Below are 23,684 nucleotides of genomic sequence, written 5' to 3'. Positions count from 1 at the left end.
AGCATGCTGCTGCGCCTGACCTGCCTGCTGTTGTTGTCGCTCTGCCCGATCCTGCCGGCCTGGGCTGCGGACCCTGTTCTTGCTGAAGTCCGCCCCGGCCTCTACGCCGGTGGCCAGCCCACGGCCGCGCAACTGCACGAACTGGCTGCCCAAGGCGTGCGCACGGTAATCGACCTGCGCCAACCCGATGAAGATCGCGGCTTCGATGAAACACGCGAGGCCGAAGCGCTCGGCCTGCGCTATGTGCGCATCCCGGTAGCCGGCGCCGAGGGCCTGGATGCCACCAACCTGCGCGCCGTGCACCAGGCGCTGCAGCAGAGCCAGGGGCCGGTGCTGCTGCACTGCGCTTCCGGCAACCGCGCCGGTGCCGTGCTCGGCCTGGTCAACGCACGCTACGAACACGCCAGCCCGGAACAGGCGCTGCAACTGGGCCAGCGAGCCGGCCTGAAGTCGTTGGAAGCGGCCACCCGCGAGCGTCTGGCGATCCCTTCTCCCACCCCCTGATTCCCGGGGTAATCCCCCCGCACCAAGGAGCCCATCCACCATGACCCGCTGGTGGTCGCGCCTGCGACCGGACAACTTCACCCTCGCCCTGCTGTGCACCGTCGGCCTGGCCTCGCTGCTGCCGATGAAAGGCGCCGCCGCCCTGGTGCTCGACGATGTCACCACCGTCGCCATCGCCGCGCTGTTCTTCCTGCACGGCGCGCGCCTGCCGCGCGAATCGATCATCGGCGGCATGCTGCACTGGCGCCTGCACCTGACGATCCTCGCCTGCACCTTCATCCTGTTCCCGCTGCTGGGGCTGTTGTTCAAGCCGTTGTCCGGCTGGCTGCTGACACCTGAGCTGTACCTGGGCGTGCTGTTCCTGTGCACCCTGCCCTCTACCGTGCAGTCGTCCATCGCGTTCACCTCGATGGCGCGCGGCAACGTGCCGGCAGCCGTGTGCAGTGCCTCGCTGTCGAGCATCCTCGGCGTGTTCCTCACGCCCCTGCTGCTGACCGCACTGGCCGGCACCTCCGGCGGCGTGCACGACCCGCTGCATGCCATCGGCGGCATCATGCTGCAGCTGCTGGTGCCGTTCGTGGCCGGCCACCTGCTGCGCCCGTGGATCGCCGGCTGGGTTGAGAGGCAGCGCGCGCTGCTGCGCTACACCGACCAGGCCACGATCCTGCTGGTGGTGTACTCGGCATTCGGCGAAGCGGTTACCGAGGGGTTGTGGAGCAAGACGCCGCTGCTGTCGCTGTTCGCGGTGGCGGTGGTGGCGGCGGTACTGCTGGGCATCGCCATGCCGCTGATCACCTTCATCGCCCGCCGCCTGCGCTTCAACCGCGAAGACGAGATCGCCATCGTGTTCTGCGGCTCGAAGAAGAGCCTGGCCACCGGCGTTCCGATCGCCAAGGTGCTGTTCGCTGGCGGCAGCCTCGGCGCGATCGTGCTGCCGGTGATGATCTATCACCAGATCCAGCTGATCGTCTGCGGGGTGATCGCGCAACGGTATGCCAAGCGCGCGCCCTGACCTGTGGAACATCGCCGGGCATGGCCCGGCGCTACCTGACGCGGTGGTAGCGCCGGGCCATGCCCGGCGGCGTCACCCCGTCACAACCAGGGCAGGATCCAGTGGTCCACCAGCAGGAAGGCGAACAGCGCCATCAGGTAGACGATGGAGTAACTGAACATCTTCATCGAGAACAGCTCGTCCGGCGGGTTGAGCATGCGCCAGGCGTACCAGAGGAACACGGCGTTGAGCACGATCGCCCCACCCAGGTAGAACGCTCCGCTCATGCCAACCAGGTACGGCAGCAGGCAGACCAGCGCCAGCACCACCGAGTACGCCATGATCTGCTTGCGCGTGTGCACCACGCCATGGGTGACCGGCAGCATCGGGATTTCCGCCTTGGCGTAATCCTCGCGACGGAAGATCGCCAGCGCCCAGAAGTGCGGCGGCGTCCAGATGAAGATGATCAGCACCAGCAGCGACGAGTACGCCCAGTCCGACTGCCCCTGCATGCCGGTCACCGCCGCCCACCCCAGCATCGGCGGCATCGCACCGGCCAGACCACCGATGACGATGTTCTGCGAGGTCGCACGTTTCAGGTAGACGGTGTAGATCACCGCATAACCGATCAGCGAGGCGAAGGTCAGCACCGCGGTGATCCAGTTCACCCACAGCACCAGGATCGCCATCGACAGCACGATCAGCACGCCGGCGAACACCAGCACCTGCCACGGCTTGACCTTGCCCACCACCAGCGGACGCCACGAGGTGCGCGCCATCTGCGCGTCGATGTGCGCATCCAGCAGCTGGTTGATGGCTGCAGCGGCGGACGCGGCAAGCCAGATGCCGAGGAAGCCGAGCAGGCCGGCACGCACCTGCTCCCAGCTGGGCACGCCGGGAATGGCCAGGACCATGCCGACCAGGGCGGTGAAGACGATAAGGGCGACGACCTTGGGCTTGGTCAGGTCCCAGTACTGGCGATAGTTGGAAAACATGGGATCAGTCCGGGGCACGCAGGCGGGCCAGCAGGCTGACCAATACAAACAACAGGGCAACGGCAACGCCGTTGTGCGCCACTGCCACTTCCAGCGGCAGCGCCAGCTTCACGTTGAGGATGCCGAGGGTGACCTGCAGCACCAGCAGCGCGACCAGGGCCGAAGCCCAGCCGCGCATGCTCGGCAGCCGGAACAGGCGCAGGCCCAGCCACAGCAGGTAAACGGCAACGACGATGGCAAACAGGCGATGGGCCATCTGGATGGCGATGCGCGAGGCACCGTCGAGCACGCCGCCTTCGTAGTCCACGCCGATACCGCGCCACAGGGTGAAGCCCTCGGCGAAGTTGTGCTGCGGCCACCACTGGTTGGCACAGCGCGGGAAGTTGTCCAGCGAGGCGCTGCCGCCGCCGCACGCCAGCGCCGCGTAGTTGGCGCTGACCCAGCCACCCAGCGCGATCTGGGTGACCAGCACCGCCACGCCAATGCGCAGCAGCCACTTCAGCTTCGGCGCCTCGGCCAGGGTGATCGGCATGTGCGTGGCACGCCAGGCCATCCACACCAGCAGGCCGAACATCAGCATGCCGCCCAGCAGATGACCCATCACCACGATCGGCTTGAGCAGCAGGGTCACCGTCCACATGCCCAGCAGCGCCTGGAAGATCACCACCGCCAACGTCAGCAGCGCAGCGCGCGCCAGGTCGATGTTGCTCCAGCGCAGCGCCGCGATCAGCAGGATGGCCTCGCCGACCAGCGCCAGTGCGCTGGCGGTTCCATGCCAGCCCATCATGTACAGCGGTATGCCCGCGGCCACCAGCACGCAGGCGGTGACCACCGCCGTGCTTCCGAAACGCCGCTTGCGCGTGGCCAGCAGGGCCAGGGTCAGGATCTCGATGCCGAGCGCGCCGGCCAGGAAGCGGTGCACCTGCTCACGCCAGGCCTTGTGTGTTTCCAGCGGACGGATCTCCGCTGCCGGGTGGCCGATGGTCTCTTCCACGTGCTGCGGCCAGGTTGCCTGCCCATAGCAGGTCGGCCAGTCCGGGCAGCTCAGGCCGGCATCGGACAGACGCACGAAGGCACCGAACATGATCGTGCTCGCGGTCATGATCATGGCGAACCACGCCAGGCGGTGGAAATTGCGGTGCAGCGCCGGACGCGCGGAAAGGCTCATCAAACGGGACTCACTTCAGTTTCAGCAACGTGGCCATGTCCTTGCGCAGGCCGCCGAGATCGCTCCCGGGGGCATGACGCATGATCACGAAGCCGTTCGGATCGATCACGTAGACCGGCAGACCCGCCGGATCATCGACGCCAGGCAGCGCCGCGCGCAGGGCTGGCGACGGGGCCAGCGGCCGCAGCGCGGGCAGCGAGGCGATCGACGCCGGTGGCGTTCCCAGCCACAGGATCTCGACATTATCGGCGTTATGGCCGAACAGCTGCCACACCTTGCCCAGTCCCTGCGACAAAGTGACGCACTGCGCGTCGCAGGCTCCGGCCGGGGCCACCAGCAGGCGCCATGTGCGCGCCTCGGGGTTCCAGGGGTAGGCCGCGCCATTGACCAGCGTCGGCGGTTGCTGGCGCAGATCCACCGGCGGCTTCAGCAATTGCCCTGCATTGCGGTGCGCGGTTGGCTGCCAGCCGGAGAAACGCAGGAGGGCGGCCAGCGCCATCGCCCCGAAGAAAACGGCGAACAGCAGCACCAGGGTCCGGCGGCCGTTGCCGCGCGCCTGCGGGGAGGTAGCAGTGTTCATGCAGGGCATTTTCTCACGGTTGGGAAAGGGATGCCGGCCGGCGGCCGGCACTACCGGACAACGGGCCGCCTTCTGCGCCATTCCAGCACCAGCGCCACCACCAGCACGGTCAGCGCCAGCCCGAACCACTGCACGGCGTAACCCAGGTGGCGCTGCGGCGGCAGCGTGTTCGGCAGCAGGTCGAGATCGCGCTCATCGCCGAACGGCAGCGCCGGGTCCAGCCGCAGCACGCGCTCGGGCAACGATGGCAGGCCCAGTGCCGCAGCCAGGCCATCGGCGGGAAGGCGACTGGCCAGCCAGCGCCCTGCAACATCGGTGGTAGTGAACGCCGGCCCCAGCGCCAGCCCGGACGAAGGGGGCGGCGCCAACAGGCCACGTACGGCCACCGGCGACGGCGGTGCCGGCACCACCGGCAACCTGCGGTCCGGCGGCAGCGCGCGCCAGCCAAGGTCCACCAGCAACACGCTGCCCGCATCGCTGCGGAACGGACGATAGATCTTCACTCCGGCGCGGCCGTGGCGGGTCTGGTTGTCCAGCAGCACCACGCCCGGCAGGAAGCGACCGTGATCGGCCACGCCATGCAGCGCGCCCTGCGCCGCCAGCGCCTGCACCAACGGCAGCGCCTGCGCCACGGCTGGCCCCTGTGCATCCAGCAACGCCTGCTTGGCCTGCATCCGCTGCAGCTGCCACAGCCCCAGCGCGGTGAATCCGGCCATCGCCAGCAACGCCATCAGCCAGCCGATCAGGCGCGTGTGCTGGCGCATCATGACAAGTCCGCGCAAACGCGGTCAGATAGGCACATCCACCCTGCCCTCGAGCCGCGCATGAGTGATTCGCTGAAGACCCTGCTGGTAATCGCGTTTCTGATCGTCATCGTCTGGAATCTGGGCGCCGGCCTGTATTACCTGCTGGTGGACCGCGGCCAGACCAAGCGCACGGTCAATGCACTGACCCGCCGCATCGGAGTGTCGGTGGCGTTGATCGTACTGGTGATCGTCAGCATCTACATGGGCTGGATCAAACCGCACGGCATCGGCGGCTGACGCCCCATCAGACCAGGCAGCGCCGGCGGCTGACGCTGCCGACGCCTGCGCGGTCAAAGCACGTAGACGAACAGGAACAGCATCAGCCACACCACGTCGACGAAGTGCCAGTACCACGCGGCCGCTTCAAAGCCGAAATGGTTGTCGCGGGTGAAGTGTCCCTTCGCCGACCGCAACCACATCACGATCAGCATGATCGTTCCCAGCAGCACGTGTGCGCCGTGGAAGCCGGTCAGCATGAAGAAGGTCGAACCGTAGATGCCCGAGCCGAGCGTCAGGTTCAATTCCTTGTAGGCGTGTATGTACTCCTCGGCCTGCAGGGTCAGGAAGCCAAGGCCGAGCAGCACGGTCAGGCCCAGCCAGATCAACAGCTGACGGCGGTTGCCCGCCTTCAGCGCATGGTGGGCGATGGTCAGGGTCACGCCCGAGGTCAGCAGGATCAGCGTATTGATCAGCGGCAGGCCCCAGGCCGGGATCGTCTGGAACGCGCCACCGATCGCTGCCGGGCCATTGGTCGGCCAGCCGGCCGAGTAGCCCTGCCACAGCAGCTCGTTGGTCATCACCCCGCGCCCTTCGCCGCTCAACCACGACAGGCCGAGGTGGCGGGTGTAGAACAGGGCACCGAAGAAGGCACCGAAGAACATCACTTCGGAGAAGATGAACCAGACCATCCCCATCCGGAACGAACCATCCACCTGCCGGTTGTAGTTGCCGGCCTGCGACTCGCGCACCACATCGCTGAACCACCAGAACAGGGTCAGCACCAGCATCGCCACGCCGATGTAGAAGGTCCAGCGGCCCCAGCTGGCGTCATTGAGCCAACTGGCCACGCCGACCATGGTCACCATCATCGCGATGGAACCGACGAACGGCCACTTGCTCTGGGCCGGGACGAAGTACACGTTGGCGTCGGTAGGTGTCTGGGCCATGGTCGGTATCCGGGTCAGGGAGCAGCGTGGGCGCCTTCCGACGTGGCGGCGGGCGCCAGCCGATCGGACAACGCATCGTTGCGGTAGAAGGTGTAGGACAAGGTGATCGTGCGGATTTCCGGCGGCAGGTCCGGATCGACGATGAAGCGCACCGGCATGTCACGCTTCTCGCCGGCCTGCAGGGTCTGCGCAGTGAAGCAGAAGCACTCGGTCTTGCTGAAGAACCCGGACGCGCGTGCCGGCGCCACCGAAGGCACCGCGCTGCCGACCACGGCCTGCTGGCTGTCGTTGCGGGCGAAGTACAGCGCCTCGTTTAGCTCGCCAGGCACCACATCCATGGTCAGCTGCTCGGGATGGAACGACCACGGCAGCCGCGAATTGACGCCACCATCGAATTCCACCCGCACGGTGCGCTTGCCGGTGGCAGCACCGGTACTGGCTTCGCTGCCCGGGCCACGTTCCAGGCGCACGCCGAATACCTTCTCGCAGGCGATGCGATACAGCGGTACCAGCGAGAACGTCAGCAGGAACACCACCACCGCAACGCCGATCAGGCGCGGCAGGCCGGCGCTGCGTGACGGAGCGGTGGCCGGTGTTTCGCTCATCGACCGATCACGCCGCTGAGGATGAAGCCGACGTACACCAGCACGGCGATCGCGCCCACCCACAACGCGGTGCGCTTGGCGCGCTGGCGCTGCTCCGCATAAAGCGGCGCGGTGCCCGGCCGCAGGCCTGGCGATGCGCTTGCGGCCACGCGTGGCTCGGCTCTGGCCGGGGTGATCGGGCTCTCGTTATGCATGCACCACCTCAATGACCGATATCGTCGTGGGCCAGGTCACCCGGGCGGATGGTCGGCGGCGTGGTGAAGGTGTGCGCCGGTGCCGGCGACGGCAGCGTCCACTCCAGACCGCGCGCGCCTTCCCAGGAGCGGGCCTCGGCCTTCTCGCCATTGCGCAGCGAGGACAGCAGGATCGCAGCCATCATGAACGGCGTGGCGAACATGCCGAACGCACCGATCGAGCTGATCAGGTTCCAGTCGGCGAACGCCACCGAGTAATCGGGGATGCGGCGCGGCATGCCGGCCAGGCCCAGGAAATGCTGCGGGAAGAACAGCAGGTTGACGAACACGATCGACCACCAGAAGTGCACCTTGGCCCACTTCTCGCTGTACATGCGCCCGGTCCACTTCGGCCACCAGTAGTACACCGCCGCGATCAGCGCGAACACCGCGCCGGTCACCAGCACGTAGTGGAAGTGGGCGACCACGAAGTAGGTGTCGTGATACTGGAAGTCGGCGGCCACGATCGCCAGCATCAGTCCGGAGAACCCGCCGATGGTGAACAGGATGACGAACGCCACCGACCACAGCATGGGGGCTTCGAACGTGAGCGAGCCGCGCCACATCGTGCTGACCCAGTTGAACACCTTCACCCCGGTCGGGATCGAGATCAGCATGGTGGCGAACATGAAGTAGATCTCACCGCCCAGCGGCATGCCCACGGTGAACATGTGGTGGGCCCAGACGATGAACGACAGGAACGCGATCGCCGCAGTGGCGTAGACCATCGCCTGGTAGCCGAACAGCGGCTTGCGGCTGAAGGTCGGGATGATCTCGCTGACCACGCCGAAGGCGGGCAGGATCATGATGTAGACCTCGGGATGGCCGAAGAACCAGAAGATGTGCTGGAACATCACCGGGTCACCACCACCGGCCGCATTGAAGAAGCTGGTGCCGAAGAACTTGTCGGTCAGCAGCATCGTCACCGCACCGGCCAGCACCGGCATCACCGCGATCAGCAGGAACGCGGTGATCAGCCAGGCCCAGCAGAAGATCGGCATCTTCAGCAGGTCGATGCCGGGCGCGCGCATGTTCAGCACCGTGGCGATGATGTTGATCGCGCCCATGATCGAACTGATGCCGGCCACGTGGATGGCGAACACGGTGAACGCCACGTTGTAGCCGCCCTGCAGCGACAGCGGCGGGTACAGCGTCCAGCCACCGGCCGGCGCGCCACCGGGCAGCAGGAAGGTCAGCAGCAGCAGGCTGAAGGCCACCGGCAGCAGCCAGAACGACCAGTTGTTCATGCGCGGCAGCGCCATGTCCGGCGCGCCGATCTGCAGTGGGATCATCCAGTTGGCCAGGCCGACGAAGGCCGGCATCACCCCGCCGAAGATCATCACCAGCGCGTGTACGGTGGTCAGCTGGTTGAAGATTTCCGGACGGATGTACTGGATGCCGGGCTGGGCCAGTTCCAGCCGGATCAGCACGCTCATGAACGCGCCGATGACGAACATGATGAAGCTGAAACCCAGGTACAGCGTGCCGATGTCCTTGTGGTTGGTCGAGAAGAACCAACGCTCGAAGAAGCTCTGCGGGTGATGGTGATCGTCGTGCCCAACTGCCGAGTGCGCCATTGCAAAACACCTCTCAGGATCGGTTGTCGCCGCAGCCGCAATACGGCCGCGGGCAGTTACATCAGGCTCCGCTGGCCGCCGCCGCAGGCGTGTTGCCGGCCTCGGCGGCTGCCGGTGCCGCCGGCTGCGCCGGCGTTTCACTGGCAGGTGCGGTGGGTTCGGCGGGCGCGGCAGGGGCTGCCGGTGCAGGCGCCGGTTTGCGCTGCGCCAGCCACTGCTTGAATTCTTCCTTGGACACCGCCTCGACCACGATCGGCATGAAGCCATGGTCCTTGCCGCACAGCTCCGCGCACTGGCCGCGGTAGACACCGGGCTGCTCGATGCTGGTCCAGGCTTCGTTGATGAAGCCGGGAATGGCGTCCTGTTTCCAGCCCAGCGCCGGCACCCACCAGGCGTGGATCACATCGTCGGAGGTGATGACGAAGCGCACCTTGGTGTCCACCGGCAGCACCAGCCGGTTGTCGACATCCAGCAGGTAGTGCGGATGGCTCTCGCGGGTCGGTACCTTGCCACTCTGCCGCATGCGGTCGGACTCGCGGTCCAGGCGGCTGGTGAAGGTCACGTTCTCGCCCAGGTACTCGTACTTCCACATCCACTGGTAGCCGGTGACCTTGACCGTCATCTCGGCATCGCGGGTGTCGTACATCTTGATCAGGTTGGCCGTTGCCGGCCACGCCATCACCACCAGGATGATCACCGGGATCACCGTCCAGATGACTTCGGCCTTGGTGTTGTGGCTGAAGGTGGCAGCGACCGCGCCCTTGGACTTGCGGAACTTGAACATCGCGTAGGCCATCGCGCCGAACACGATCACGCCGATCACCGTACAGACGATCAGCGAAAGGTTGTTCGATTCCCAGGCCAGGCGCGAGGTCTGGGTCACCCCCTTGCCCATGTTCAACTGCCACGGTTTTGGATCGGCCGCCTGGGCCAGCGCCGTCCCCGGCATCGACAGCAGGGCCCCCATCGCGGCGGCCATTGCAACGCACTTCGTGCCCCACCCTCTGCTTTGCTTCATTGCCTAGACCCTTAGCGTCGTCGGTTGCCGCCATCGCTGGCGGCGAGCAAATCTTCAAGCGTTTCAACAAGCGTTTGACGTTCGGCCGGCGCGAGGAAACTCCCCACCTCCACCTGCCGGCCGCTGGATGCCAGCCGGACCCTCTGGTCGTCGGTGAGCAGGCGCACCCAGTGCGGATGAGCCCGGAACACCGGCGATCCACCGGGCACGGGGATGACCTCCACGCACGCCGGCACTACCCGGATTTCCTCCTGCCGTTCACCACTGCGCCACAACGCGCGCAACGCAGCTGCCAGCAACAGGCTGTACAGCAGCGCGAACAGGGGGGCGAATGCATTGCCGGCCACCCACCCGAAGGCGGACACCAGCCACATCACTCCCGACAACACAGCAAACAACAGGACGAACTGCCGGGCATCGAGCGCCCGTGGGGGACGCAGTCGCAGCTGCGTACCTGACCCATCCGGAGCTGTAAGCACCTCGATCATGTCGCAACCGCGTTCCTGCCGCGGGAAACGTCTCGATGGTAGCCCTGCCCTCTCGCCGGTAGCAAGGGTGCATTCACACTTTTTCCGATGCTGCAATACAGCATGAGCCCAGCGGCACGAATGACGAATTCGGCACAAAACGGCCCGACTTTGCTGAACACGCTGAATCCACCACCGCTAGGGGCTATCAGCATTCATGAAGGTGGCTGCGCGGGCCTTCCTGAAGTCGAAAAAATGATTAAAATCGCCAAGTTTTCCACTGGCCGGACCGGCATGAACGCACCCTCCTCTCCCATTGCCGCCAGCGACGCCCCGCGTCACTCGGCGCTGCTGTCGCCGGAACTGCCGGCGTCCCCCAACCCGTTCCGCCAGGCCATCACCGATGGTTGGCTGAAGGACGAGGCCAGCCATGTGCGCGAACTGCTGGCGCAGGCACGCCTGCCGGCCGACGAGCAGGCCCGGGTGCAGGCGCTGGCCGCCGACCTGGTCGCCCGGGTGCGTGTGCGCGCCAAGGACCAGGGCGCGATCGAAGCCTTCATGCGCCAGTACGACCTGGGCAGCGAGGAAGGCGTGCTGCTGATGTGCGTGGCCGAGGCGCTGCTGCGCATTCCGGACCAGGAGACCGCCGACAAGCTGATCCGCGACAAGCTGGCCGATGCCGACTGGGAAAAACACCTGGGCGGCAGCGACTCGGTGCTGGTCAACGCCTCCACCTGGGGCCTGATGCTGACCGGCAAGCTGGTGCAGATGAACGACGCCACCCGCGCCGATGCGCCCAGCGCGTTCAAGCGCCTGGTCGGCCGCGTCGGTGAGCCGGTGGTACGCCTGGCCGTGCGCCAGGCAATGAAGATCATGGGCCACCAGTTCGTCATGGGCCGCACCATCGGCGAAGCGCTGGCACGCTCGCACAAGGGCGACAGCGCCAGCTATCGCTACTCGTTCGACATGCTCGGCGAAGGCGCGCTGACCATGAAGGACGCCCTGCGTTACCTGGAAGACTACCGTCGTGCGATCCACGCCATCGGTGGTGACCACAAGGCGCGCGGTGGCCGTGCCGATGGCGACGTCAACAACGCACCGGGCATCTCGATCAAGCTGTCGGCGCTGTACCCGCGCTACGAGCACGCCAAGCGCGCGCGCGTGCTGAAGGACCTGGTGCCCGGCGTGCTGGAACTGGCGCAGCTGGCCAAGAGCTACGGCATCGGCTGCACCGTCGACGCCGAAGAGTCCGATCGCCTGGAACTGTCGCTGGACATCATCGAGCAGGTGTTCGGCGATGCCTCGCTGGCCGGCTGGGATGGCTTCGGCGTGGTCGTGCAGGCTTACCAGAAGCGTACGCCGTACACGATCGACCACCTGGCCGACATGGCGCGTCGCGCCGGTCGTCGCCTGCAGGTGCGCCTGGTCAAGGGCGCCTACTGGGACGCCGAGATCAAGCGCGCGCAGATCGAAGGCTATGCCGGCTACCCGGTGTTCACCCGCAAGCAGAACACCGACGTGTCCTACCTGGCGTGTGCCAAGCGTCTGTTTACCCATGCCGACGCGATCTACCCGATGTTCGCCACGCACAATGCGCACACCATCGCCGCAGTGCGCAGCATCGCCAACGGTGGCGTCTACGAGCACCAGAAGCTGCACGGCATGGGCGATGACCTGTACGCCGAAGTAGTGCCGGCCGACCGCCTCGGCCTGCCCTGCCGCGTGTACGCGCCGGTCGGCTCGCATGAAGACCTGCTGCCGTACCTGGTGCGTCGCCTGCTGGAAAACGGCGCCAACTCCAGCTTCGTCAACCGCATCACCGACGAGCGCGTGCCGATCGCCGACCTGGTCCGCGATCCGGTCGAGATGGTGTCCTCGTTCGAATCGATTCCGCATCCCAAGATCCCGCTGCCGGTTGACCTGCTGCGCAGCCAGAACCACGACAGGAAGAACTCCATGGGCGCCAACCTCGCCAACGACAACGAACTGCGCGCCCTGGCCGAGCAGCTCAACGCTGCAGTGAAGCCTTGGCAGGCCGCACCGCTGGTGCCGGGCGCGAACCCGACTGGTGCCTCGCTGCCGGTGACCAACCCGGCCGACACCCGTGAAGTGGTCGGCCAGTGGCAGGCCGCCGATGCCGCCACCGTGCAGAAGGCGCTGGCCAATGCCGTGGCCGCACAGCCGGCCTGGAACCGCACCCCGGCCGCCAGCCGCGCCGCCATCCTCGAGCACGCCGCCGACCAGCTGGAAGCGCGCATGCCCGAATTCATGGCGCTGTGCGTGAAGGAAGCCGGCAAGAGCCTGCCCGACGGCATCGCCGAAGTCCGCGAAGCCGTGGACTTCCTGCGCTACTACGCCAAGCAGGCACGCGAGCAGTTCAGTCACGCCGAGAAGCTGCCCAGCCCGACCGGCGAATCCAACGAACTTCAACTGCATGGCCGCGGCGTGTTCGTCTGCATCAGCCCGTGGAACTTCCCGCTGGCGATCTTCCTGGGCCAGGTGGCTGCCGCACTGGCCGCCGGCAACAGCGTGATCGCCAAGCCGGCCGAGCAGACCAACCTGATCGGCTACTACGCAGTGAAGCTGCTGCACGATGCCGGCGTGCCGGCTGACGTGGTGCAGTACCTGCCGGGCGATGGCGCTACCGTCGGCGCCACGCTGACCGCCGACCCGCGCGTGGCCGGTGTGGCCTTCACCGGCTCCACCGACACCGCCCGTGCGATCAACCGCGCGATGGCCGCACGCGATGCCGCCATCGGCGTGCTGATCGCCGAGACCGGCGGCCAGAACGCCTTCATCGCCGACTCCTCGGCACTGCCGGAACAGCTGGTCAAGGACGCCATCGGTTCGGCCTTCACCTCGGCCGGCCAGCGCTGCTCGGCCGCGCGCGTGCTGTTCGTGCAGGACGACATCGCCGACAAGGTGATGACCATGCTGGCCGGTGCGATGAAGGAACTGAAGGTCGGCAACCCCGGTCTGCTGTCCACCGACGTCGGCCCGGTGATCGACGCCGATGCACTGAAGATCCTGCAGGACCACGCCGTGCGCATGGACCGCGAAGCGCGCCTGATCGCAGCGGCCGAACTGTCCGCCGAAGCGGCCAACGGCACCTTCTTCGCACCGCGTGCGTACGAACTGAAGGACCTGGGCCAGCTGCAGAAGGAAATCTTCGGGCCGGTCCTGCACGTGATCCGCTGGAAGGGCGACCAGCTCGACGCGGTGATCGACCAGATCAACGCCACCGGCTATGGCCTGACCCTGGGCGTGCATTCGCGCATCGACGAAACCGTCGACCGCATCAGCAACGGCGTCCACGTCGGCAACGTCTACGTCAACCGCAACCAGATCGGTGCGGTGGTCGGCGTGCAGCCGTTCGGCGGCCAGGGCCTGTCCGGCACCGGCCCCAAGGCCGGCGGCCCGCACTACCTGCTGCGCTTCGCCACCGAAAAGACGGTGACGGTGAACACCACCGCCGCCGGCGGCAACGCCTCGCTGCTGACCCTGGGCGACTGATCCCAGGCGTCATGCAGTAAACGAAAAACCCCGCAAAAGCGGGGTTTTTTCATGTTGGGCGGATGCGGGCCTGCCAGCCCCTGGCAGCTCATTCCGCCAGCACACTGAACCGGTTGTCCGCACGCCTCGCCAATTCCTCCAGCACCCGCGCGATACGCATCTCCAGATCGCCTTCCAGCAGCACGTACGCCACTCCTCGCGCCTGCAACTGCTGCAGATACCACGCGTGTTGGCGCATGCGGAACTCCTCCCCCACACGCGTCCCATCCTGCTCGAACGGGATATCCGGGGCGCACAGGAACAGCAGGTCGTACGCACGCGCCGCGGCCCGCTGCAGTGGTTCGGGCGCAGTGCCGAACATCCAGCCGCTGTAGCCCAGCGTCACCAACGGCGTGGTATCGCAGAACACCCAGCGATGCGCATGTTGCGCAGCCTGGTGCTCGTGCTGCGGCTGGGTCGCAGCGATACGCAGCAGATCCTGCGCCTGCAGCTCGCCGCCCTGCTGCTCCCACAACGTACGCCCGAACTCCGGCACCCATGCCGTACCCAGGCGTTCGGCCAGCACCCGCGCCAGCGTGCTCTTGCCCGTGGACTCACCGCCGATGAAGGCCACCCGTTGCACATGGTCGGCATAGACCGACCGGCTCAGGCCCTGTCGATGCGCATGCGGATCGGCGCGCAGTTCGGTACCACTGGCCTGACCGATGTCGGTCGAACGCTCCAGCCGATGGTGCTGCACCGGCGCATTGAAATGCTGCGCCAGGGCTGCAGCGAAACCATCGCCGTAGTTTTCACCGGTGAAAACAGCCTGGACCGGTCCGCCAAACAGCGCCACGCACAGCCATGCGGTGAACGCGCGTTGCACCTGCTCACTGTCCTTGTCCTGCGGCAGCGCACGCACGGGAACACCCTGTTGCCTGCACAACGCCGCCAGCCGCGCATCATCCAGCACCGCCACCGTCGCCTGCGGGAAGCGCGCGCGCAGCCAGCGCTCGCGGCGCTCTGCGCTGTAGCCGGCAAAGCCCGGCTGCGACCAGCCGATCACCAGCAGCTGGGTGCAGCGGGCAGAAGCAAATTCGATCAGGCGCTCGTGGCCGAGGTGCAGCGGGCAGAACTTGCCGACCACCAACCCGCGCGGTACCCGCTCAGGCAATGCCATCGGCCGCCCTGCCCGTATCCGCTTCGGCGCGCATCAGGTGCCGCCAGTGACGCAGCGCCACCAGCGCGTTGATCCAGAAACCGACGTACAGGATCGAGGTCAGGTGCAGCCCGCGGCTGTAGTACAGCGGCACCGCGATGGTGTTGACCAGCAGCCACACCCACCACGATTCCAGCTTGCGCCGCATCATCAGGATCTGTGCGATCACGCTCAGCACCAGCACCGCCGAGTCGATGTAGGGCGCATACGCGTTGGTCAGCCGGGTCAGCATCCAGCCGTAACCGAAGGTCGCCAGCACCGCCAACGGCAGCAGCCAGCTCCACGCGCGTGCTGGCAAGCGGGTGATGGGCAACGGCGCGCCATGGTCACCACGCAGCCACTGCCACCAGCCGAACACGCTGATGACCACGAAGAAGAACTGCAGGACCATGTCCGCGTACAGGTGGGAGCGCTCGAACACCGCGGCGAACAACGCGCAGCCGACGATGCCCAGCCACCACGTATGCACGTTGTTGCGGCCGGCCAGCAGTATCGAGCCGGCAACGGCGATGTTGGCAGCCAGCTCCAGCTGGAAGTTCGGATCGGACAGGTTCATCGCGCTATTGTCGCGGATCCACGACGTGCGTGGATGGCTCCAGTAGATCCACGCCATGCGTGGATGCAGATCCCCGAAAAAAAGAAGCCCCGCTTGCGCGGGGCCTCCTTCGTACTGCTTCAGGCAATCGCCGTAATCAGAACTTGTACTGCATCGACGCAGCCAGCACGTCGCCGGTGACCTTGTACTTGCCGACAACGTTGTTGGCGGTAGCGGAGGTCGAGTTGATGTTCGGATCCTTGGTGAACAGGTGGGTGTAGCCCACGCTGTATTCCATCTTCTCCGACGGCGCCCAGGTCAGGCCCAGCGACAGCCACTTGCGGGTGGTATCCGGCACGCGGACGTCACGGTGGGCGTCGGTGGTCGGGGTCTGGTCATAGGCCAGACCGCCACGCAGGGTCAGCTGCTCGTTCAGACGGTACTCGGTACCGATCGAAGCGAAGGTGGTGTCGCGGTAGTGGAACGGCAGCACGCTGTCGGGCTGGTTGGAGTCGTAGTCGACGCGCACTTCGTCGAACTTGCTCCATGCGGTGCGCGACACGTCGGCCATGATCTTCCACTGGTCGTTCACGCGGTGCGTGAAGCTGACGGTGGCGCTGGCCGGCAGGGTGATGGTCGCGCGGCCGTTGCTGTCGACGAAAGTGCCCGGGGCAGCCTGCGCCAGGAACGCGGCAGCAGCCGGGGTCATGGTGAAGTCGGCCTTGCCGTCGGTGATCTTGTGTTCGACTTCCGAGCGGTAGCTGAAGGCGATGTTGGTGCCTTCCACCGGGCTGACGGTCATGCCCAGGGTGTAGCCGACGGACACTTCGTCGCCCTTGATGCGCAGGTAACCATCAGCGGTACCCGGCGAGAAGCCGAGCTGTGCGGCCTGGCGGCCAGCGGCCTGGGCAGCGGCCTGGGCCTGTGCCGGGGTGCGGCCAGCGGCCAGTGCAGCGGCGGCAGCGCGCTGCTGGGCGCTGGCGTTGATGGCGGTACCGCCGTCGACGGCGCTGGTCAGGTCGACATTCAGGCGCTCGGCGAACACCGACGCACCGAACGACAGGTACGGGTTGACGTCGTAGGAGAAGGCCGCACCCAGGTCGATGGCCTGCAGTTCGGTCTTGACGCCGTTGTAGCGGCCGACCCAGTCACGGTCGTATTCGGTCTTGAAGCCGAACGGCACGGTCAGCGACACGCCGAAGTGCATGTTGTCCTTCTCGCCGAACGGCACGTGGAAGTACGCGGCCGGAACCGGAGCGATCATGCCGGCGTCGCCGCCGTTGCCGCCGGAAATCGGAGCGCCGTTGGCATAGCGGCCTTCGCCGCGGAACTTGGCGCCGAAGCTGATGGCGCTGACGTCACCCTGGATCTGGGTGCCTTCCAGCAGGCGCATCGAGGCCGGGTTGGTGGCGACCACCGAGGCATCGCCTTCGGCAGAGGTGGAACCAGCGAAGGCGCGGCCCAGGCCCTTGGCGCTGTTTTCCTTCAGCTGGAAGGCGGCGGCATTGGCGTCGGCGGCGGCCAGCGCACCGGCAACGCCGACGGCCAGCAGGGTCAGGCGGGCAATGGTAGAAGCAGTTTGCATCGTAGTTCTCTCTCCGGTAAGCGGTGATGGTGCTCTAAGTGCGCCTGCGCCCGACAGGCCGGATGGCCTTTCGAAGCGCGCCGGATTCCCCTCCCGACATACGACGCCGTATGCGAGTATTACCCAGAGCCGTTAATGAAACAATAACAGCGCTGGCGCATTCTTCGTCGCAAAAGCTGAACAGGCTCCGTCCCCGCCAAAAGCGCCCGCACGCTAGGCTAGTGCCATGTTTGTCTCCCTCCCCTCGCGCAAGAAGGCGACCCTGCGCTGGGCTACACCCGTGCTGTTTGCGGCACTGTGGCTGGCATTCCTGTGGTCGATCTCACGCCCGGACGATGCCCGCGGAAGCCTGTGGCTGGACTGGGGCGCCCTGTCCACCGGCCTGACCCACCCGCTGGACTGGTGGGCAACGCTGCAGGACGGCAGCGTGCTGCGCCTGTTCACCGCCCTGTTCCTGCACGCCGACTGGTCGCACCTGCTGGGCAACCTGGTGTTCCTGCTGATCTTCGGCCTGCCCGCCGAGCGGGTGCTGGGCCCGTGGCGGTTGCTGCTGCTGTTCCTGGTGGGCGGGGCGATCTCCAACCTGGTCGCGATCTACACCATGGGCAGCCCGGACCAGATCATCATCGGCGCCAGCGGTGCGGTGTCGGCGCTGATCGGTGCCTATCTGGCACTGTTCCCCGGCGCGCGCCTGGGCGTGGTGATCCCGCTGGGGCTGTTCCTGGAGTTCGTGCGCGCCCCGGCCTATCTGCTGATCGGTGTGTGGGCGGCGCTGCAGGTGGTGTTCGCCTACATCGGCCCGACCTTCGGCATGGTCGCCTGGTGGGCGCACATCGGGGGCTTCGTATTCGGCGTGGTGTACGGCATGTACGTGCGCGCGGCGATCGCGCGGCGTCTGCGCAAGCGGCACGGGTTCTAGCGTCCGCTTGCTGCATTCTGCGAAACGCCCGAGCCATGCTCGGGCGGTGTCCGCTCATCAGTCGAGCATGGCTCGACGCTACGCAATCAAGGCTTGGCCGGGATCTCTGCAGGCTTCGCTTCGGGCTTGGCTTCGGGCTTCGCTTCCGGCTTTGCTTCAGCTTTGGCCTCCGCCTTCGGTGCAGGCTTGGCGGCGGCCTTTGCTGCCCTGTCCGCTTCGGCCTTCGCAGCTTCTGCCTTCAAGCGCGCCGCAACCGAACCCGGGTTCTTCAATTCGGCCAGTGCATCGTTGATCGGGCCATCGCCCGGCAACACGGCGCCTGCGTGGTAGCCCTCGGTACCTTCCTCGTCACCGCGCAGGTGGCCCGGCAGCGTCGCTTCACTGTAGTCACTCAGGCTGGCCGGCAATGCCTCGTCTTCCGGACGCGGTGCTGCCTTCAGTTCCACTTCCGGCACGATACCGGTGGCCTGGATCGATTTACCGCTGGGTGTGTAGTAGCGCGCCGTGGTCAGTTTCACCGAATCGCCGTTGTCCAGCGGCAGCACGGTCTGCACCGACCCCTTGCCGAAGGTGCGGCTGCCGATCACGCGTGCGCGCTTGTTGTCCCGCAGTGCGCCGGCCAGCACTTCCGATGCACTGGCCGAACCGGCATCGACCAGCACCATCACCGGCGCGCCCTTCAGCAGGTCGCCCGGTGTTGCGTCGAAGCGTGCATCGCTGATGCTGATGCGGCCGCGGGTGCTGACGATGTTGCCCTTGTCGAGCAGATCATCGGCCACCTGCACCGCAGCGGTCAGCAGACCACCCGGATTGCTGCGCAGATCCAGCACCAGCCCCTTGAGGTTGCCGCCGGACTGCTTCTGCAGCTGCTGCAGGTGCTTCTGGAAATCAGAGCCGGTGTCGGCCTGGAACGTGCTCAGGCGGATGTAGCCATAACCCGGTTCCAGCAGGCGGCTGCGCACGCTGGTCACGCGGATCGTCTGCCGGGTCAGGCCGACGTCGAAGGGCTTGGGCTTGCCGTCGCGGACGATGGTCAGCACCACCTTGCTGCCCGCCGGGCCGCGCAGTGGTTCGCTGGCATCTATCGCGCTGATCGGCTTGCCATCGATGGCGATGATCAGGTCGCCGGCGAGGATGCCGGCCTTGGCCGCCGGCGTGTCGTCGATCGGCGAGATCACCTTCATGCTGGCGTTGTCCGGCTGCTGCTGCAGCTCCACGCCGATGCCTTCATAGGCGCCATTGGCCTGTTCGTCGAACGCCTCGGCATCCTCCTTGTTGAAGTAGGTGCTGTGCGGATCGAGGTCGAGCAGCAGGCCACGCACAGCCGACTGCATCAGCTTGTTGTCATCGACCGGATCGACGTAGGCCGCGCGCACCGCGTTGTAGACGGCCACGAAGCGCCGGATGTCGTCCAGCGGCACCTTCGAGGTCACCGCCTCCTCGCTGCTGGCCGCCTTCCCGGGAGTTTCCTTCAACGGGACTGGGGCGGTCTGCTGTGCCCAGGACAGGGCCGGCAACAGAGCCAGCAAGAGGGTGGCGGTACGGGCTGCGCGCATGGATCACTCCTGTCGACGATGGCATCGTGCCCAAGGCACATGCACCGATTATGCGCGAAGCGTGGCTAAATTCCCGTTGAATCCGCCCTGCTGCGGCCAGGCGGAATTCAGCGCCGCTGCAGCCAGCTGTCCGGATTGACCGGTTGCCCGCCGCGGCGCAGTTCGAAGTACAGCGCCGTCACGCCCTGGCCACCGGAGTTGCCGACCTTGGCCACTGCATCGCCACGGCTGACCCGCGCACCGGCATCCTTCAGCAGGGTGTCGTTGTGCGCGTACAGGCTCATGTAGCCGTTGCCATGGTCGACGATCAGGATCATGCCGTAGCCGGTCATCCAATCGGAGAACACCACCGTACCGTCGGCCACGGCGGTGACGGTGCTTCCGGCGGGGGCGCCGATCAACACGCCACTGCTGGTACGGCCATCCGGCAGCTTGCCGCCATAGCGGGCCAGCAGATTGCCCGACAGTGGCCAGCCCAGGCCACCCACCTTGGGCGCTGGTGCCGACGCCACGGCCGGCGGGATCTTGGTTGCCGGTGCCGGACGGCCTTCGGCCTTGGCCTGGCGTGCGGCCTTTTCGGCAGCGGCCTTCTCCGCAGCGGCCTTGCGGGCGGCGGCACGGCGCTCGGCCTCGGCACGGGCCGCGGCAGCGCGCAGGTTGGCCAGCAGGGTTTCCAGCGCCTTGGCGTCCTGGCCCAGTGCCTGTTCCTTCTCGCGCTTGTCCTTGAAGCGCTCTTCCAGCGAAGCGACGGTCTGCGCACGCTCGCGACGGTCCGACGCGAGCGTGGCGACCTGCTGCTTCTGGTCGCGGTGAGTGCCCTGCAACTGCTGTTGGCGCTGGGCGATCTGTGCCTGCAGCGTCTCCAGTTCCTTAAGGTCGGCCGTCAGCGTGGTGATACGCTGCGCGCGCTCGCGCTGCAGGTAGCGGTGATAGGCCAGCGCACGGTTGGCATCGGCCACCGTGTCCTGCGAAAGCAGCAGCTTCAACGGCGCGTGGTTGCCAAGCTGGTAGGCCGCACGCAGCAGTCCGGCCAGTTCGCGATTCTGCTTTTCCAGGTTGGACTGCAGTGCATTGCGCCGCTGTTCGGCCTGGGCCAGCGCCTGGGTCTGCTCGCGCAGCGCCGATTCGGTCTGGGCCAGCGCACGACCACTGCGTGCCACCTTTTCATCGGCCTCGCGCAGCTGCTGCGACGCCTGTCCGCGCTGGCCCTCGATCTGCCGGCGCTCCTGCGCCACGCCCTTCAGTTCGGTGCGCAGCTTCTGCAGCTTGCGCTCGGCCTCGCGGGCCGAAGAGGTCTGCGCCGCACCCGGCAATGGCAGCGCCAGGGCCAGCGCCATACCCAGCAACAGGCAACGTCCACCGCGCAGGGTGGCGATGTGATGCCGGCGTGAGGGGAAGACGTTGTTGCGCAAGGGCTTTCCAGTGACTTCAGGCAGATGCGGAGACGTGCAGGGAATGGTGACATCTCCGCACGCGGCCTGCCAGCCGCACAACAACGAGGTTCCCATGAAAGCTCTCTCCATTCCGCTGCTGTTGGGCATTGCGCTGGCCAGTGGCCCGGCCTGGGCCCAGGCAGACGTGAGCAAGGTCAACGGCAGCATCAGCGCCGATCCGGGCCAGCGCTACGGCAAGCTGGACACCGTCAATGGTGGCATCCGTGTCGGCGAAGGCGTGGAAACCGGCAGCATCGACACCGTCAACGGCGGCGTCAAGGTCGCCGATCGTGCGCGCACGGGCAGCATCGAGACCGTCAACGGCGGCATCCGGCTGGGTCGCGAAGTGACGGCCCACGGCGATGTCAGCACGGTCAACGGCAGCATCTTCAGCGACCAGGGCAGCCAGATCGAAGGCGGCGTGGAAACCGTCAACGGTGGCATCGGCCTGGTCGGCAGCCGCGTGCGCAAGGACGTGGAGACCGTCAACGGCGACATCACCGTCGGCATCGGCTCACAGGTCGGCGGTGGCGTGCATGTGCGCAAGCCGAACTTCAGCGTCTCGCTGACGGCCAGTCGCAAGCCGCGGGTCATCATCGGGCCGAATGCCGTGGTCAACGGCAGCCTGCTGTTCGAGCGCGAGGTGGTGCTGTACGTCCACCGCAGTGCGCGCATCGGCCCGGTCACCGGCGCCGATCCGATCCCCTTCGATACCGATACCGCCCCGGCCGACTGAGCCTGCGGCTTGGGCGATACTCCCCGCTACCGGTCGCGCGTGCTGCGCGGCCGTCCCTTGTGTTTCCAGGAACCGATGATGCCCCGCAAACTCCTCCTGTGCCTGGCCGCCGCGGCCGCGCTCAGCGCCTGCAAAGGCGAAGACACCCCGGCTCCGGCGCCCAGCGTCGACAGCGCCGCCAAGCCGGCCACGCACACCTTCTCAGCGGCGATCAACGCCGCCGACTTCGCCGAGATGGTGAAGACCCTGGCCTCTGACGAGTTCGAAGGCCGCTCGCCCGGCAGCAAGGGCGAAGAACTGACGGTCAACTACATCCGCGACCAGATGCAGCGCATCGGCCTGCAGCCCGGCAACGGCGACAGCTGGTTCCAGGACGTGCCGATGACCGAGACCACGGCCGATGAATCGACCGTGCTCACCCTCACCCAGGGCGGCAAGACCCGCGAACTGAAGTTCGGTACCGACATGGTGGTGGGCACCCGTACCGGCCAGACAGAAGTGAAGGTCGATGCCAGCGACCTCGTCTTCGTCGGCTACGGCGTGGATGCGCCGGAGCAGAAGTGGAACGATTACGCCGGCCAGGACTGGAAGGGCAAGACGGTGGTCATGTTCGTCAACGACCCGGGCTTCCATGTCGATGACGAGAAATTGTTCGACGGCAAGCGCATGACCTACTACGGCCGCTGGACCTACAAGTTCGAGGAAGCTGCGCGCAAGGGAGCCGCTGCCGCGCTGATCGTGCATGACACCGCGGGCGCTTCGTACGGTTGGGACGTGGTGAAGAACTCCTGGGCCGGCCCGCAGTACGACCTGCCGGCCAAGGACGATGCAGAGCCGCGCCTGCCGGTACAGGGCTGGTTGAGCGCCGACGCGGCCAAGGCCCTGTTCGCCGGCGCCGGGCTGGATCTGGACCAGGCCTACAAGGACGCCAGCAAGCCAGGCTTCAAGCCGGTTCCGCTGAAGGCAACCGCTTCGGTGGACCTGAAGAGCAAGGTTGCGCAGAAGCAATCGCGCAACGTGGTGGGTGTACTGCCTGGCAGCAAGCGCGCCGACGAGGCCGTGCTGTACATGGCGCACTGGGACCACCTCGGCAAGCACGAGGGCGAACAGGGCGACAACATCTACAACGGTGCCGTCGACAACGCGACCGGCGTGGCCGGCATCCTTGAGGTGGCCGAAGCGATGGCCCATCAGGAACCGAAGCCGGAACGTTCGGTGGTGTTCCTGGCGGTGACCCTGGAAGAATCCGGCCTGCTGGGTTCGAAGTACTACGTCGCCCACCCGACCTTCCCGCTGGACAAGATCGCTGGTGTCATCAACATCGATGCGATGTCGGTGGCCGGTCGTGCCAAGGACGTGACGGTGACCGGCTTCGGCAGTTCGGAGCTGGAAGACATCCTCAAGCCGCTGGCTGCAGCCCAGGATCGCACCCTGCACGGCGAGACCTCGGTGCAGAGCGGCTTCTACTTCCGTTCGGATCACTTCAACTTCGCCAAGGCGGGTGTGCCGGCGCTGTACGCCGACGGCGGTGAGGACCTGCGCGACGGCGGTGTCGAGGCTGGCCGCAAGGCGGCCGCCGACTACGGTTCCAACCGTTACCACGGCCCGAAGGACGAGTATGACCCGGCCACTTGGAAGCTGGATGGCACGGTCGAGGACCTGCAGCTGATGTATGGCGTCGGCAAGGAACTGGCCGGCGGCGATCGTTGGCCCAACTGGTACGAAGGCAATCCGTTCAAGGCTGCCCGCGACACGATGATGAAGGCCAAGGCACCGGCCGCTGCGGCGAAGTAAGTCCCCCAGCCGTTGAGTTCCAAAGAAAGCGGCGCCCTTGGGCGCCGCTTTTTTGTGCGTGAGTGCTGGGCGCGGGTAGTGCCGGCCGCTGGCCGGCTGGCACGTGCAGCCGGGTGACCTTCATGAGGTTGCGGCCACCGGCCGGCACTACCTTCGGTTTCTCGCGCGCAAAGAAAAACCCCGCTGCGTGAGCAGCGGGGTTTTTGGATGTAAACCCTGGCGATGACCTACTCTCGCATGGCTTAGGCCACACTACCATCGGCGCAGCTACGTTTCACTTCCGAGTTCGGGATGGGATCGGGTGG

22 protein-coding genes and 1 rRNA gene are annotated in these 23,684 nt (G+C 66.5%); 7 read left to right on the top strand and 16 right to left on the bottom strand.

Features of this window, described 5'->3' with window-relative positions; genetic code table 11:
• Positions 1–3: 3 nt before the first annotated feature.
• Entirely contained in the window at positions 4–504 is a 501-nt protein-coding gene (locus tag M2299_RS17710; RefSeq protein WP_025878280.1) for a protein tyrosine phosphatase family protein, read from the top strand.
• A 40-nt stretch (positions 505–544) separates the two neighbouring features.
• Positions 545–1,516, top strand: a complete 972-nt coding sequence (locus M2299_RS17705; RefSeq protein WP_025878282.1) for a bile acid:sodium symporter family protein — start codon at positions 545–547, stop codon at positions 1,514–1,516.
• A gap of 80 nt (positions 1,517–1,596) precedes the next feature.
• Here the strand turns inward: M2299_RS17705 and cyoE are convergent, their stop codons facing one another.
• From cyoE to M2299_RS17685, 4 genes are read right to left on the bottom strand one after another with little or no spacing between them, the layout of a single operon-like run.
• A complete protein-coding gene (gene cyoE, locus M2299_RS17700; protein WP_033830169.1) occupies positions 1,597–2,490 on the bottom strand; it encodes a heme o synthase in 894 nt (297 codons plus the stop codon).
• A gap of 4 nt (positions 2,491–2,494) precedes the next feature.
• The gene (locus M2299_RS17695) at positions 2,495–3,658 is read right to left on the bottom strand and encodes a COX15/CtaA family protein (protein WP_025878285.1); all 1,164 of its coding nucleotides are present in this window, start codon (positions 3,656–3,658) and stop codon (positions 2,495–2,497) included.
• Between the two features lie 10 nt (positions 3,659–3,668).
• Positions 3,669–4,238, bottom strand: coding sequence for a hypothetical protein (locus M2299_RS17690; RefSeq protein ID WP_223484477.1), 570 nt, complete (start codon positions 4,236–4,238; stop codon positions 3,669–3,671).
• Between the two features lie 50 nt (positions 4,239–4,288).
• The gene (locus tag M2299_RS17685) at positions 4,289–5,005 is read right to left on the bottom strand and encodes an SURF1 family protein (RefSeq protein WP_280884754.1); all 717 of its coding nucleotides are present in this window, start codon (positions 5,003–5,005) and stop codon (positions 4,289–4,291) included.
• Between the two features lie 57 nt (positions 5,006–5,062).
• On the opposite strand from M2299_RS17685, the gene M2299_RS17680 reads away from it, so the two are divergent.
• Positions 5,063–5,281, top strand: a complete 219-nt coding sequence (locus M2299_RS17680; RefSeq protein WP_010484233.1) for a twin transmembrane helix small protein — start codon at positions 5,063–5,065, stop codon at positions 5,279–5,281.
• 53 nt (positions 5,282–5,334) lie between these two features.
• Here the strand turns inward: M2299_RS17680 and M2299_RS17675 are convergent, their stop codons facing one another.
• From M2299_RS17675 to M2299_RS17650, 6 genes are all read right to left on the bottom strand, one after another.
• Entirely contained in the window at positions 5,335–6,210 is an 876-nt protein-coding gene (locus tag M2299_RS17675) for a cytochrome c oxidase subunit 3 (protein WP_025878291.1), read from the bottom strand.
• Positions 6,211–6,224: 14 nt separating this feature from the next.
• Positions 6,225–6,815, bottom strand: coding sequence for a cytochrome c oxidase assembly protein (locus tag M2299_RS17670; protein WP_025878292.1), 591 nt, complete (start codon positions 6,813–6,815; stop codon positions 6,225–6,227).
• Entirely contained in the window at positions 6,812–7,009 is a 198-nt protein-coding gene (locus M2299_RS17665) for a hypothetical protein (protein WP_099782535.1), read from the bottom strand. The genes M2299_RS17670 and M2299_RS17665 overlap by 4 nt, the downstream gene beginning before the upstream one ends.
• Positions 7,010–7,017: 8 nt before the next feature.
• On the bottom strand, positions 7,018–8,625 hold the full coding sequence (gene ctaD, locus M2299_RS17660; protein WP_025878294.1) for a cytochrome c oxidase subunit I: 1,608 nt from the start codon (positions 8,623–8,625) through the stop codon (positions 7,018–7,020).
• A 61-nt stretch (positions 8,626–8,686) separates the two neighbouring features.
• On the bottom strand, positions 8,687–9,643 hold the full coding sequence (coxB, locus tag M2299_RS17655) for a cytochrome c oxidase subunit II (protein WP_025878296.1): 957 nt from the start codon (positions 9,641–9,643) through the stop codon (positions 8,687–8,689).
• An 11-nt stretch (positions 9,644–9,654) separates the two neighbouring features.
• Entirely contained in the window at positions 9,655–10,131 is a 477-nt protein-coding gene (locus tag M2299_RS17650) for a DUF2244 domain-containing protein (RefSeq protein ID WP_025878297.1), read from the bottom strand.
• A 273-nt stretch (positions 10,132–10,404) separates the two neighbouring features.
• On the opposite strand from M2299_RS17650, the gene putA reads away from it, so the two are divergent.
• The gene (putA, locus tag M2299_RS17645; RefSeq protein ID WP_223484471.1) at positions 10,405–13,623 is read left to right on the top strand and encodes a bifunctional proline dehydrogenase/L-glutamate gamma-semialdehyde dehydrogenase PutA; all 3,219 of its coding nucleotides are present in this window, start codon (positions 10,405–10,407) and stop codon (positions 13,621–13,623) included.
• Positions 13,624–13,711: 88 nt separating this feature from the next.
• On the opposite strand, the gene M2299_RS17640 is transcribed toward putA, so the two are convergent.
• From M2299_RS17640 to M2299_RS17630, 3 genes are all read right to left on the bottom strand, one after another.
• A complete protein-coding gene (locus tag M2299_RS17640; protein ID WP_223484470.1) occupies positions 13,712–14,782 on the bottom strand; it encodes an AAA family ATPase in 1,071 nt (356 codons plus the stop codon).
• On the bottom strand, positions 14,769–15,377 hold the full coding sequence (gene pnuC, locus M2299_RS17635) for a nicotinamide riboside transporter PnuC (RefSeq protein ID WP_025878300.1): 609 nt from the start codon (positions 15,375–15,377) through the stop codon (positions 14,769–14,771). The genes M2299_RS17640 and pnuC overlap by 14 nt, the downstream gene beginning before the upstream one ends.
• 136 nt (positions 15,378–15,513) lie before the next feature.
• The gene (locus M2299_RS17630; protein ID WP_025878303.1) at positions 15,514–16,941 is read right to left on the bottom strand and encodes an outer membrane protein transport protein; all 1,428 of its coding nucleotides are present in this window, start codon (positions 16,939–16,941) and stop codon (positions 15,514–15,516) included.
• Between the two features lie 226 nt (positions 16,942–17,167).
• Between M2299_RS17630 and M2299_RS17625 the strand changes: the two genes are divergently transcribed.
• The gene (locus M2299_RS17625; protein ID WP_025878304.1) at positions 17,168–17,860 is read left to right on the top strand and encodes a rhomboid family intramembrane serine protease; all 693 of its coding nucleotides are present in this window, start codon (positions 17,168–17,170) and stop codon (positions 17,858–17,860) included.
• 86 nt (positions 17,861–17,946) lie between these two features.
• Here the strand turns inward: M2299_RS17625 and M2299_RS17620 are convergent, their stop codons facing one another.
• Both M2299_RS17620 and M2299_RS17615 read right to left on the bottom strand, forming a co-directional pair.
• Positions 17,947–19,416 (bottom strand): S41 family peptidase, encoded by a 1,470-nt coding sequence (locus M2299_RS17620; protein WP_280884753.1) that lies wholly within the window; start codon positions 19,414–19,416, stop codon positions 17,947–17,949.
• A gap of 107 nt (positions 19,417–19,523) precedes the next feature.
• Positions 19,524–20,753 (bottom strand): peptidoglycan DD-metalloendopeptidase family protein, encoded by a 1,230-nt coding sequence (locus tag M2299_RS17615; protein ID WP_223483365.1) that lies wholly within the window; start codon positions 20,751–20,753, stop codon positions 19,524–19,526.
• Positions 20,754–20,922: 169 nt separating this feature from the next.
• On the opposite strand from M2299_RS17615, the gene M2299_RS17610 reads away from it, so the two are divergent.
• Entirely contained in the window at positions 20,923–21,585 is a 663-nt protein-coding gene (locus M2299_RS17610) for a hypothetical protein (RefSeq protein WP_032975637.1), read from the top strand.
• Positions 21,586–21,663: 78 nt separating this feature from the next.
• Positions 21,664–23,379: a M28 family metallopeptidase gene (locus M2299_RS17605; RefSeq protein ID WP_033830160.1), complete on the top strand. Its 1,716-nt coding sequence runs from the start codon at positions 21,664–21,666 to the stop codon at positions 23,377–23,379.
• A gap of 214 nt (positions 23,380–23,593) precedes the next feature.
• Here the strand turns inward: M2299_RS17605 and rrf are convergent.
• Positions 23,594–23,684, bottom strand: a 5S ribosomal RNA gene (rrf, locus tag M2299_RS17600); the annotation flags it as partial.

The organism is Stenotrophomonas sp. 1278 (assembly GCF_029892765.1).
Taxonomy (GTDB): Bacteria; Pseudomonadota; Gammaproteobacteria; order Xanthomonadales; family Xanthomonadaceae; genus Stenotrophomonas; species Stenotrophomonas indicatrix.
Note: the sequence above shows the minus strand (reverse complement) of the source record. Positions and strands in the feature narration are given on the sequence as shown.